This is a genomic window from Microvirga sp. HBU67558, assembly GCF_018069605.1.
Lineage (GTDB): Bacteria > Pseudomonadota > Alphaproteobacteria > Rhizobiales > Beijerinckiaceae > Microvirga > Microvirga terrae.
The window spans coordinates 1-12,289 of record NZ_JAGPUP010000528.1 but is presented as its reverse complement, the minus strand read 5'-3'; the positions used below and the strand labels follow the sequence as shown (position 1 = coordinate 12,289).

Sequence of the window (12,289 nt, the reverse complement as noted above, 5' to 3'; positions counted from 1 at the left end):
TCTGACCTAACCTCGTCCGGCGCCTACTTCTTCGCCGCCAGCGCCCTGTCGCGGATCGCCGTGAGCGACATGGTGGGCGTGATGACTTCCGGATCGATGATGCAATGGAGGATCGCCGGCTTGCTGGAGGTCAGCGCGCGCTGCAGGGCAGGGCCGAACTCCTCCGTGTTCGTCACCCGCTCGCCATAGCCGCCGAATGCCTTGGCATAGGCGGCGAAGTCGGGGTTCTTCAGCATGGTGGCCGAGACGCGGCCGGGATATTCGCGCTCCTGGTGCATGCGGATCGTGCCGTACATGCCGTTGTCGAGCAGGATCACGAGGATCGGCAGGTCGTACTGCACGGCGGTGGCGAATTCCTGCCCGTTCATGAGGAAGTCGCCATCGCCGGCGAACACCACCACGGGGCTGTCGGGCCGGATCCGCTTGGCGCCGACCGCGGCAGGGACGCCGTAGCCCATGGAGCCGGAGGTGGGCGCGAGCTGCGTGCCATATTCGCGGAAGGGCCAGAAACGGTGGACCCAGGTGGCAAAGTTGCCGGCGCCGTTGCAGAAGATCGTGTCGGACGGCATCACCTTGCGCAGGTGCGTCATCACCTCGCCCATCTGCAGGCCGCCGGCGGTGCGGATGGCGCTCGGATCACTCCAGGCCAGATAGTCTGCATGCGCGGCCTTCGTGCCCTCGCTCCAGGGAAGGGAGGCCGGCGGATGCACGCCTTCCAGCGCCGCCGTGAAGGCGACCGGCGAAGCGTTGATGGCAAGGTGCGGGGCATAGACCCGGCCGAGCTCGCTCGGATCCGGATGGACATGCACCAAGGTCTGCTGCGGCGCGGGAATGTCGAGGAGCGTATAGGCTTGGCTCGGCACCTCCGACAGACGTCCGCCGACGAGCAGGACGAGGTCGGCTTCCTTGATGCGCGCGAGGAGCTTCGGGTTCACGCCGAGGCCGAGATCCCCGATATAGGAGGCGTGGTCGGCGGGAAACAGCATCTGGCGGCGGAACGTGCAGGCGACCGGCAGTTCGAAGCGCTCGGCGAAGCGCACGAAGCGCTGGACGGCGGTCTCGGACCAGCGGCTGCCGCCGAGAAGGGCGATCGGCTTCTTCGCGCCGTGCAGCAGCTTCTGCAGCTCGGCCATCTGGGTCAGGGCCGGATGGGTTTCGATGACCTGGTAGCGCGGCGCGTCGGCGACGTCGGCCATCTCGGTGAGCACGTCCTCCGGCAGCGCGATCACGACCGGTCCGGGGCGGCCTGAGGTCGCCACGTGGAAAGCCCGCGAGACGATCTCGGGGAAGCGCGCCGGATCATCCACCTCCGTGGCCCATTTGGCGAGCGGGCCGAAGGCGGCCCGGTAATCGAGTTCCTGGAACGCCTCGCGCTCGCGCATGCCGCGCTCGATCTGGCCGACGAACAGGATCATCGGGGTGGAATCCTGCTTGGCGATGTGGATGCCCGGCGAGGCGTTCGTCGCGCCGGGACCGCGGGTGACGAAGCAGATGCCGGGGCGGCCGGTGAGCTTGCCGTAGGCCTCGGCCATCATCGCGGCGCCGCCTTCCTGGCGACACACCGTCACATTGATGTTCGCATCATGCAAGGCATCCAAGGCGGCCAGATAACTCTCGCCCGGAACGCAGAAGATGTGATCGACTCCGTGCAGGTTAAGCTGATCGACAAGAATCTGGCCGCCGGTGCGGGAGGGCATGGTCATGGAAGGCTCGTGATTGAAGAGGGCTGATAACAAAACGGAGGGCTCGAGCATCGGACCCGAAAGTGGACCCACTTTTGGGATCGGATCCGATGCTCCTTTCCTCAAGCAGCGCATCGTTCGGAGCGGAAAACCGGGTCCACTTTTCCGCACGATGCGCTCATGCCCTCCGCTCGATGCGTTTGAACTGCTCAGGCGTCGACGTCGAACTTCACGCCCTGGGCGAGCGGAAGCGTCGAGCCGTAATTGATCGTGTTGGTGGCGCGGCGCATATAGGCCTTCCAGGCGTCCGAGCCGGATTCGCGTCCGCCGCCCGTTTCCTTCTCGCCGCCGAAGGCTCCGCCGATCTCGGCGCCCGAGGGGCCGATATTGACGTTGGCGATGCCGCAATCGGAGCCGACCGCCGACACGAAGGCCTCGGCCTCGCGCAGGTTGAGAGTGAAGATCGACGAGGAGAGACCAGCGCCGACCGCATTGTGCAGCTCGATCACCTCGTCGAAATCCGAGTAGCGCATCACGTAGAGAATCGGCGCGAAGGTCTCGCGCGTCACCGGGCCGGTCTGGCTCGGCATCTCGACGAGCGCCGGACGGGCATAGAAACCGTCATTCGCCACGTCGGTGGTGCGCCCGCCGCCATGCACCTTGCCGCCGGCCGCGCGGGCCTCGTCGAGGGCGCGCTCCATGCCGTCGAAAGCCGCCTTGTCGATCAGCGGCCCGACGAGCGTGCCCTCAATGCGCGGATCGCCGATCTTCACGCTGCCATAGACTTTCGCGAGACGCGGCACGAGCTGGTCGTAAACGCTGTCATGCACGAAGAGACGGCGCAGGGTCGTGCAGCGCTGGCCTGCGGTGCCCATGGCGGCGAACGCGATGCCGCGCAGGGCGAGATCGAGGTCGGCCGAGGGGGCGACGATGGCGGCGTTGTTGCCGCCGAGCTCCAGGATCGCGCGAGCGAAGCGCTCGGCGAGCTTCGGGCCGACCTGACGGCCCATGGCGGTGGAGCCGGTAGCGGAGAGAACCGGCACGCGGGTGTCCTCGACGAGGATCTCGCCGACCTCGCGGCCGCCCAGAAGCACCTCGCACAGGCCCTCCGGCACGCCGCCGAAGCGCTTGGCGGCGCGCTCGACGATGGCGTGCGTGGCGAGCGCCGTGAGCAGGGTCTTCTCGGACGGCTTCCACACCACGCTGTCGCCGCACACGAGGGCGAGCGCCGCGTTCCAGGACCACACGGCTACCGGGAAGTTGAAGGCCGAGATGACGCCGCAGACGCCGAGGGGATGCCAGGTCTCCATCATGCGGTGATCGGCGCGCTCGGTCGCGATGGTGAGCCCGTAGAGCTGGCGGGAGAGCCCGACGGCGAAATCGCAGATGTCGATCATCTCCTGCACTTCGCCGAGACCCTCGGACACGATCTTGCCCGCCTCAAGGGTGACGAGGCGGCCGAGATCGTCCTTAGCGGCGCGCAGCTCCTCGCCGAGCAGGCGGATGAACTCGCCGCGCTTGGGCGCCGGGACCTTGCGCCAGGCCTTGAAGGCGGCGTCGGCCCGGCCGATGGCTGCCTTGGCCTCCTCGGGCGTGGTCTCACGCACATGGGCGATCACTTCGCCGGTGATCGGCGACCGGGCCGGCCGCCCGGCGGACGCGAAGGCGCTCTCCGGCACGCCGAGGCGCGCGAGAATGGCGCGGGCCTCGTCCGCAACGGAAGCAGGCGCGGAGGATACGGGTTTCAGGCTCGCGGTCATGTTGAATCTCCCTCGATGCGGGCGTGAGGCTTCCACGGGAAGTCCGCCGCCCTCGCTTGTCGTTGAAACGAAACGACGGCGGCTCTCATGCCACCGTCTTAATGCATGACCGGGAAGCCTGGGAACTGCTTTTCCCGAATAGGGTCATGCCAAATGGTCAAGAACTCGGAACGCTCCCGCTTCCGTTGAAGCGGGAGCCCAGTCCCGTTCGTCATGCCGCCGAGTCGAGGCGGATGTTCTTCGCCGCCGGCTCGTGGCCCTCGTCCAGGCGCTCGCCCGCGTAGACGCGGCCGAAACGGTTGGCCAGGAAGGTGTCGAGGTCGATCTCCTCCTGGCGCACGAAACCCTGTTTCGGAAGCTGGCCTTCGACGAGCAGATCGAGCATGGCGCAGATCCCGGCCGCCGTGGTGACCTGGATCGCCGTGCGCTGGACGCCGGCGACCTTCTGGCCGTAGACGCTGCGGGCATAGGTTTCCTGCACGTAGCGGCCGCCGCGTTCGCCGGTCACGGTCACGAAGACGATGACCATGTCCTGCATGGTGGCCGGCACCGCATTCTCCAGGATGTCCTTCAGGATCTCGCGGCGGTTGCGCAGCTGCAGGTCGTTGAGCAGGACGCGCATCAGGGCGCAGTGGCCGGGATAGCGGATGGTTTTGTAGTTCAGGTTGCGCACCTTGCCTTCCAGCGTCTCGCACAGGGTGCCGAGGCCGCCGGAGGTGTTGAAGGCCTCGTAACGGGTGCCGTCGAGGGAGAATTCCTCGAGCTCCTCCATGGCCGGGACCTCGCGCAGCTTCCCGTCGACCACCGCCTCGCAGCGCTCGATATATTCGTTGATGACGCCGTCCGTGCTCCAGGTGAGGTTATAGGACAGGGCATTCGACGGGTATTGCGGCAGGGCGCCGACGCGCAGGCGGACCGTGTCGAGCTTGTCGAAGCGGCTGGCGATGTCGTGCGCCACGATGGAGATGAAGCCGGGCGCGAGGCCGCATTGGGGAATGAAGGCCGTGGTGGCGCCCTCGGAGAGTTCCTTCACCATGCGGGTGGTGGCGACATCCTCGGTCAGGTCGAAATAGTTGACGTCGGCGAGGCGGGCTGCCTGGGCCACGTGGCCGGTCAAGTGGTAGGGGGCGGCGCTGAGCACCGCGAAATGGCCCTTGAGCGCATTCTGCAGGGCGACCGCGTCACTGAAGTCGAGCTGAAGCGTCTTCACTCCATCCTTGGCGACGGCCTCGAGGGCGGCGGCGGAAGCATCCGCGACGGTGACGTCGTAATCGCCGGTCTCATGAAGCATGTCGACAATGGTGGAGCCGATCTTACCGGCCCCGATGACGAGGATCGAGTGCATGGAAATCTCCCTATGATCCTCTCAGAAAACGGCAAAGCCATGCAGAACGCCATGGACAAGCTGACGAAAAGCCGGCTAGTTTTCGGCATATTGCCGTTATGGTTGGTCATAGTGATGCTCGACGCCACCGATCGCGCCTTGATTGCTCTCCTGCGGGAGAATGCCCGGATCGGCCATGCGGAGGCGGGGCGGCGCCTCAAGCTCTCCCGCACGACCGTGCAGGCCCGGGTCGAGAGCCTGGAGCGTCGCGGGGTGATCGCCGGCTATACCTTGCGCCTCGCCGAGGAGGTCGCGAGCCGCATGGTGCGGGCGCATGTGACGATCGTGGTGGCGCCGAAGGCGTCGGGCGGCGTGGTCTCGGCGCTGCAGCGCATGCCAGAATTGCGCGCGCTTCATTCGGTCGCGGGTGTCTTCGATCTTCTGGCGGTGGTAGAGGCTGAGGACGTTCCCTCCCTCGATGCCGCCATCGACAAGATCGGCGCCCTCGACGGGGTGGAGCGCACCCAATCCTCCATCATCCTCTCAACGAAATTCGAACGATGACCTCTTCAGCCTCTCCTTCAGCCGATGTCGTGATCGTCGGCGGCGCCGTCATGGGCTCCTCCGCGGCCTATCACCTGCTCGCCGATGCCGGCTTCAAGGGACGCGTGGTCGTCATCGAGAAGGATCCGACCTACCAGCTCTCCGCCTCGGCCCTGTCGGCGGCTTCGATCCGCCAGCAATATTCCAGCGCGGTGAACATCCGGATTTCGCTCTATGGAATCCAGTTCCTGCGTACCATCGCCGATCACCTGACCGTCGACGGCGACCGGCCGGAGATCGGCCTGAGGGAAGGCGGATATCTCTATTGCGCGTCGGAGGCCGGCGCCTCGATCCTGGCGGAGAACCAGGCGCTCCAGGTCGCCGAGGGGGCGGACATCCTGTTCCTGAAGCCGGATGCCCTGAAGGAGCGCTTCCCCTGGCTCAACGTGGAGGACCTGGCGGCGGGCACCTGGGGACGTTCGGGCGAGGGCTGGTTCGACGGCTGGGGCCTGCTCCAGGCCTTCCGCAAGAAAGCCCGCGCGCTCGGCGCCCAGTACGTGAAGGGCGAGGTGGCCGACATTGAGCGGGACGGCAACGCGGTCGTCGCGGTGCGGCTGAAGGACGGCACCCGGATCCCCTGCGGCACGCTCGTCAACTGCGCGGGCTCCGGCGGGCGCGCCGTGGCGGCCATGGCCGGGCTCGACATTCCGGTCCAGGCCAAGCGCCGCTACGTCTTCACCTTTTCCTGCAAGGAGCGGGTCGAGAACTGCCCGCTGCTCATCGACACGTCGGGCGCCTATGTGCGGCCGGAAGGGGAAGGGCATTTCATCTGCGGCGCCTCGCCGGAGGCGGATCTCGATCCCGACTGGTCCGACGAGGATCCGGCCAGCCAGGAGATCGACCATTCGTTCTTCGAGGAGTTCATCTGGCCGAACCTGGCGAACCGCGTCCCGGCCTTCGAGGCGATCAAGCCGGGACGCGCCTGGTCCGGGCCCTACGACATGAGCCTCCTCGATCACAACGCGATCATCGGCCTGACCGGCGAGCTCACGAACTTCTACCTCTGCAACGGCTTCTCCGGCCACGGCCTGCAGCAGGCCCCGGCGGTGGGCCGAGGCCTGGCCGAGCTGATCGTCCATGGCGGCTACAGGACGCTCGATCTGTCCGAGCTCGGCTACGAGCGCGTTCTCGCCAACCGTCCGCTGCTCGAGCGCAACGTGATCTGAGCCTCGGTCCCGAAAGCGGAAAGCACGTTCGGGGTCCTCTCCGGCGCTCCGCGTGCGATGGGCTAGAGACCCATCTCGTCGGCGGTGCGGTAGGCCCAGATCCGGCCGCCCCGGTTCATGTGGCGCTGCATCAGGCCGGGCTGGTCGGGATCGGGCCGGGTGTCGACGGCCAGCTCGTTGACGCCCTCCCGGTCGGCCCGCTCGTCGGCGCGGCGCGCGCCGGTGCCGACGGTCGTGCCCGAGCCCTGGTTGGTCTGGCTGAACTCGTCCGTCCTCAGGTCCGTGGTGCCGAGATCGTCCGCGCCTTCCGCCATGAGCCCCATGCCGGGCAGGGAGCCCGTGGTGGTGGTGCCGGCGCCCGAGCCGCCGGTGATCCCGGCCGCCAGGGGCGCACCCGCATCGGCTCCCGCCTGGTCGGATCCGCTCTCCTCGAGCCATTCGCGGCTGCTGCCGTCGAGATCGACCGGATCGAACATCTCCAGGACCCGTACGGCCTCCTCCATGTTGTCCCGGTCGACCTGCGCGGCGATCAGGGAGCAGTGCCTCCGCAAACCCTGCTCGAAGAGGCGCTTGTCGGAGTCCGGCAGGTTCAGGTCGTGCAGCGCGTCGAGGGTGTCGTCCCGGGCCGACAGGCTGCGGAAGCCGGAGATCGACGAGATCTCGCGGGCTTCCGCATTGCCGGCGGCGACGATTCGGTTCTGGGCGATGCCCATTTGCAGCAAGGACTGAAGGGCCTGATGGGCCTGGGCGGGATCCCTGAACAGGGCGGCGATCATCTGGGGCATGGGTCTCTTCCGTTAAGTTACTCCCTCAACGAAGAGGTGTTCCGGGCTGTTCCCGAAGTCGGCCGTTAAGTCTTTTGGATGAAAGGGCTTCCATTTTGAAGCCGGCTATGATTGTCATGTTTTCGTCATAGAAACGTCATCCGGCCTTAACGCCGGGGTGATGAACGACAAGAACGTCCCCGACGGGATGACATGGGAGAGATTACTATGATGAAGAAGTCCCTCCTCGGCGCTCTGGCCATCGGCCTGGCGACGAGCACCTCCGCCTTCGCCCAGACCGAGATCCAGTGGTGGCACGCCATGACGGGTGCCAATAACGACGTCGTGAACCGGCTGGCGGACGAGTTCAACAAGTCCCAGAACGAATACAAGGTCGTGGTCAGCTACAAGGGCCAGTATGCCGATACCCTGAACGCCGGCATCGCCGCGTTCCGCGCGGGCAACGCCCCCCACATCCTGCAGGTTTTCGAAGTCGGCACGGCGACCATGATGGGCGCCCGCGGGGCGATCAAGCCCGTCTACCAGCTGATGGCCGACGCCGGCGAGAAGTTCGACCCGCAGGCCTATCTGCCGGCGATCACCGGCTACTACTCCACGGCCAAGGGCGAGATGCTCTCCTTCCCGTTCAACTCCTCCTCGATGGTCATGTGGATCAACAAGGACGAGCTGAAGAAGGCGGGCGTTAACGAGATCCCGAAGACCTGGCCCCAAGTGTTCGAAGCCGGCAAGAAGCTCAAGGCTGCCGGCCACGACACCTGCGGCTTCTCGAACGCTTGGGCGCCCTGGGCCAACGTCGAGCAGTTCTCCGCCTGGCACAACATCCCGATGGCCACCAAGGCCAACGGTCTCGACGGCTTCGACACGGAGATGAAGTTCAACTCTCCGGCGCACGTGAAGCACCTGCAGAACCTCGTCGACCTGCAGAAGGACAAGACCTACGACTATTCGGGCCGCGACTCGAAGAGCGAGGGCCGCTTCACCTCGGGCGAATGCGCGATCTTCCTCACCTCGTCGGGCTTCTACGGCAACGTGAAGGCGAATGCGAAGTTCGACTTCACGTCCGTGCCGATGCCTTACTACCCGGACATCCAGGGCGCTCCGCAGAACTCCATCATCGGCGGCGCTTCGCTGTGGGTCATGGGCGGCAAGTCGGCCGCCGAGTACAAGGGCGTGGCCAAGTTCTTCACCTTCCTGTCGGACACGGACCGCCAGGCCAAGCTGCATCAGGAATCGGGCTATCTCCCGATCACCAAGGCAGCCTACGAGAAGACCAAGGCTTCAGGTTTCTATGAGAAGAACCCGGTCCTGCAGACCCCGCTGCTCGAGCTGACCAACAAGGAGCCGACCGAGAATTCCCGCGGTCTGCGCTTCGGCAACATGGTCCAGATCCGCGACGTGGTGTCGGAGGAGATCGAGGCTGCTCTGGCCGGTCAGAAGCCCGCCAAGGACGCTCTCGACTCCGCCGTGACGCGCAGCAACCAGATCCTGCGCCAGTTCGAGCGTTCCGTCAGCCGCTGAGCGATCTGACCGCACGACTTTCCATCCCGGGCGGCCCCGCTGCCCGGGATGATCTTATGGATCACCTTCGCAGACCGGTTGCCGCCGTCATCTGCCACCCATCATCCGGACAGCCGTAAACGCGATGGAAAAACGAGCTCATTTTTCAGGTTGGACGCTGCCACTTCTGCTCATCGTTCCGCAGATGGCGATCACCGTCATTTTCTTCTATCTGCCTGCATCGCAGGCCATCTGGCAGTCGTTCCTGCGGGAAGACGCCTTCGGCCTCACCTCCGAATTCGTCGGCTTCGAGAACTACAGCGCGGTCTTCGAGCAGCCTGAATATTACCGGGCAATGGTCACGACCGTGATCTTCTCGACCCTGGTGGCCTTCTTCTCGCTCGCAGTCGCGCTTCTTTTCGCCACCCAGGCCGACAAGAGCCTGCGCGGCGGCCACGGTTTCAAGACCCTGCTGATCTGGCCTTACGCGGTGGCTCCCGCCATCGCGGGTGTTTTGTGGATGTTCATGTTCCACCCGACGCTCGGCACGCTCGGGCGCCCGCTCAACCTCATGGGGTTCAACTGGAATCCCATGCTTGACGGCAAAGATGCCATGATCCTGCTCGTGCTCTCCGCCACCTGGAAGCACGTCAGCTACAATTTCCTCTTCTTCCTCGCTGGCCTGCAGGCGATTCCGAAGAGCGTGATCGAAGCCGGCGCCATCGACGGTGCAGGGCCCATGCGCCGCTTCTGGACGATCATCTTCCCGCTTCTGTCGCCGACCACCTTCTTCCTTCTCGTCGTGACCATCGTCTACGTGTTCTTCGAGACGTTCGGCATCATCGATGCCGTGACGGGCGGCGGTCCTGCCGGAACGACCACAACCCTCGTCTACAAAGTCTACGCGGACGGCCGCTCCGGCGGCGATCTCGGCCTGTCGGCCGCCCAATCGGTGGTCCTCATGGTCATCGTGATCGCGCTGACGGCCATCCAGTTCCGCTATGTCGAACGCAAGGTACAGTACTGATGGTCGAGAATCGTCCCTTTAGAGACTTCATGGCCTATCTGACGCTGATCATCGGCGTCGTTCTGGTGGCCTTCCCGGTCTACCTCGCGATCATGGCGTCGACCTTCGACACCGCCACCATCATCAACGGCAACATGCCGCTGATCCCGGGCGATCAGACGCTGGAAAACTACTCCCGCGCGCTGTTCTACGGGGGCAAGACGGCCCGCGAGCCCGTGATCGGCATGATGATCAACTCCATGATCGTCGCAATGGGAATCGCATTCGGCAAGATCCTGATCTCGATTCTGTCGGCCTATGCGGTTGTGTATTTCAGGTTCCCGTTCCGCAGGACGGCGTTCTGGGTCATCTTCATCACCCTGATGCTCCCGGTCGAAGTGCGTATCTATCCGACCTACAAGATCGTCGCCGATCTGGGTCTCCTCGATACCTATTCCGGTCTCATCCTGCCGCTCATCGCGTCGGCGACCGGCACGCTCCTGTTCCGGCAATTCTTCATGACCATTCCGGAGGAGCTTCTGGAAGCCTCGAAGATCGACGGCGCGGGCGCGTTCCGCTTCTTCAAGGACACGCTGCTTCCGCTTTCGATGACGACGATCGCGGCACTCTTCGTGATCCAGTTCATCTATGGCTGGAACCAGTATCTCTGGCCGCTGCTGATCACCACGAAAAGCTCGATGCAGACCATCGTCATCGGCATCAAGAAGATGATCACGACCACCGATGCACTGACCGAGTGGAACATCGCCATGACGACGGCCGTGCTGGCGATGGTGCCGCCGGTGCTGGTCGTCATCTTCATGCAGAGGCTCTTCGTGAAGGGTCTCGTCGAAACGGAGAAGTGACGCGGGAAACGCGCAGGGCCCTTCCCGTTCGGCGGAAGGGCTCCTTCTCACATGATTGGAATTCTCGCCCGCGGCCCACGGCGGCGCGGGCAGCGATAAAAGGAAAGACACGATGGCAGGGGTCACACTCGATACCGTCAGGAAGATCTATGCGGGCAATGTTGAGGCCGTGAAGGGCGTCTCTCTCGGAATCGAGGACGGCTCCTTCTGTGTGCTCGTCGGCCCGTCCGGCTGCGGCAAGTCCACGCTGCTCCGGATGATTGCGGGCCTCGAGACGATTTCCGACGGCGAGGTGAAGATCGGCGAGCGAGTGGTGAACCAGGTCGAGCCGGCCGATCGCGACATCGCCATGGTGTTCCAGAACTATGCGCTCTACCCGCATATGACCGTCTACGACAACATGGCCTATGGCCTGAAGAACCGCGGCACGCCGAAGGACGAGATCGAGAAGCGCGTGAAGGAAGCGGCCCGCATCCTGGCGATCGAATCCTTCCTCACACGCAAGCCGCGCCAGCTCTCCGGCGGCCAGCGCCAGCGCGTCGCCATGGGCCGGGCCATCGTGCGCAAGCCCCAGGTGTTCCTCTTCGATGAGCCGCTCTCCAACCTCGATGCCAAGCTGCGCGTCCAGATGCGCGTCGAGATCAAGCGCCTGCAGAAGGCTCTCGGCGTGACGTCGATCTACGTGACTCACGATCAGGTCGAGGCCATGACCCTGTCCGACAAGCTCGTGGTGATGTCCGGCGGCCAGATCGAGCAGGTGGGCAGCCCGGCGGACGTCTACCGCCGTCCCGAGACCCGGTTCGTCGCCACCTTCATCGGCTCGCCGCCCATGAACATCCTGCCCGGCAAGGTCGAGGGGCCCGGCCGGGTGTCGGTCGGCGGACAGGCGATCATGGTCGCGGACATGCGCGACGGCCTCGCCCCCGGCTCCGCCATCGAGGTGGGCCTGCGTCCGGAGGACGTCCAGGCAGGCGGCGCGGGCTCGAGCTCCCTCTCCATGGATGTGGATTTCGTCGAGGAACTCGGCGCGACCCAGCTCTTCCACGGCAAGGTCGCCGGCGCCGACTTCGTCGTTCAGGCCTCCACCGGTCAGATCCCGGCCGAGACCCGCCGGCTGACCCTGTCGGTCGATCCGGCCAACGTCCATCTCTTCGACCCTCAGACCACCCGGCGTCTCGGCAAGGTCTGACATCCCGGACGGCGAGCCGGAACGTCAGGGTGTCCAAGGGCCTCGGGCTTGCGCTCGGGGCCCTCTCGTTGTGCGGGCAACCTCATGCCCCTTGTCCCTCTCCCCCTCGTCAGGATGAGGGGGAGGGTTGACGATCAGGGTGGGCGGTCCCGCACCACCGCGCCGGCACCCGCTCCCACCTTCCCGCAGCCGTTCCGCTACCCTCGGCCCGTTCTCGCCACCCTCGGCCCGTGCTGGCACCCAGCTGTGTCGGCTACCCTCCGCCCGTCCTGACACCCTCACGTCATGGCCGGGCTTGTCCCGGCCATCCCGATTGGAAGAGCAGTGTGCCTTACGGGTCGGGATCACCGGCCCAAGGCCGGTGATGACGTGGGAGTGGTGGACAGGTGTGGGTGCGATGATGTTCCACCT

10 protein-coding genes are annotated in these 12,289 nt (G+C 65.3%); 6 read left to right on the top strand and 4 right to left on the bottom strand.

Annotated elements, in window-relative coordinates:
- Positions 1-23: 23 nt before the first annotated feature.
- The 3 genes from KBI52_RS17255 to KBI52_RS17245 all read right to left on the bottom strand — a co-directional run bounded on the left by KBI52_RS17255 (position 24) and on the right by KBI52_RS17245 (position 4,787).
- Positions 24-1,703 carry a thiamine pyrophosphate-binding protein gene (locus KBI52_RS17255; protein WP_210808981.1) on the bottom strand — a complete coding sequence of 560 codons (1,680 nt, stop codon included), beginning with the start codon at positions 1,701-1,703 and terminating at the stop codon, positions 24-26.
- A gap of 188 nt (positions 1,704-1,891) precedes the next feature.
- Entirely contained in the window at positions 1,892-3,442 is a 1,551-nt protein-coding gene (locus KBI52_RS17250) for an aldehyde dehydrogenase family protein (protein ID WP_173946631.1), read from the bottom strand.
- 211 nt (positions 3,443-3,653) lie between these two features.
- Positions 3,654-4,787, bottom strand: a complete 1,134-nt coding sequence (locus tag KBI52_RS17245) for a saccharopine dehydrogenase family protein (RefSeq protein ID WP_173946630.1) — start codon at positions 4,785-4,787, stop codon at positions 3,654-3,656.
- 114 nt (positions 4,788-4,901) lie between these two features.
- Between KBI52_RS17245 and KBI52_RS17240 the strand changes: the two genes are divergently transcribed.
- Positions 4,902-5,330 carry an Lrp/AsnC family transcriptional regulator gene (locus KBI52_RS17240; RefSeq protein ID WP_173946629.1) on the top strand — a complete coding sequence of 143 codons (429 nt, stop codon included), beginning with the start codon at positions 4,902-4,904 and terminating at the stop codon, positions 5,328-5,330.
- Complete coding sequence (locus KBI52_RS17235; RefSeq protein ID WP_173946628.1) at positions 5,327-6,535, top strand: FAD-binding oxidoreductase; 1,209 nt, start codon at positions 5,327-5,329, stop codon at positions 6,533-6,535. Before KBI52_RS17240 ends, KBI52_RS17235 begins: the two co-directional genes overlap by 4 nt.
- Before the next feature lie 62 nt (positions 6,536-6,597).
- On the opposite strand, the gene KBI52_RS17230 is transcribed toward KBI52_RS17235, so the two are convergent.
- Entirely contained in the window at positions 6,598-7,320 is a 723-nt protein-coding gene (locus tag KBI52_RS17230; RefSeq protein ID WP_173946627.1) for a hypothetical protein, read from the bottom strand.
- A 207-nt stretch (positions 7,321-7,527) separates the two neighbouring features.
- On the opposite strand from KBI52_RS17230, the gene ugpB reads away from it, so the two are divergent.
- The 4 genes from ugpB to KBI52_RS17210 all read left to right on the top strand — a co-directional run bounded on the left by ugpB (position 7,528) and on the right by KBI52_RS17210 (position 11,878).
- Positions 7,528-8,838: a sn-glycerol-3-phosphate ABC transporter substrate-binding protein UgpB gene (gene ugpB / locus KBI52_RS17225; protein ID WP_371823184.1), complete on the top strand. Its 1,311-nt coding sequence runs from the start codon at positions 7,528-7,530 to the stop codon at positions 8,836-8,838.
- 124 nt (positions 8,839-8,962) lie between these two features.
- The gene (gene ugpA / locus KBI52_RS17220; protein ID WP_173946626.1) at positions 8,963-9,844 is read left to right on the top strand and encodes a sn-glycerol-3-phosphate ABC transporter permease UgpA; all 882 of its coding nucleotides are present in this window, start codon (positions 8,963-8,965) and stop codon (positions 9,842-9,844) included.
- Positions 9,844-10,689 (top strand): sn-glycerol-3-phosphate ABC transporter permease UgpE, encoded by an 846-nt coding sequence (gene ugpE, locus KBI52_RS17215; RefSeq protein WP_173946625.1) that lies wholly within the window; start codon positions 9,844-9,846, stop codon positions 10,687-10,689. Before ugpA ends, ugpE begins: the two co-directional genes overlap by 1 nt.
- A 112-nt stretch (positions 10,690-10,801) precedes the next feature.
- Positions 10,802-11,878: a sn-glycerol-3-phosphate import ATP-binding protein UgpC gene (locus KBI52_RS17210; protein ID WP_210808978.1), complete on the top strand. Its 1,077-nt coding sequence runs from the start codon at positions 10,802-10,804 to the stop codon at positions 11,876-11,878.
- Positions 11,879-12,289: the final 411 nt, after the last annotated feature.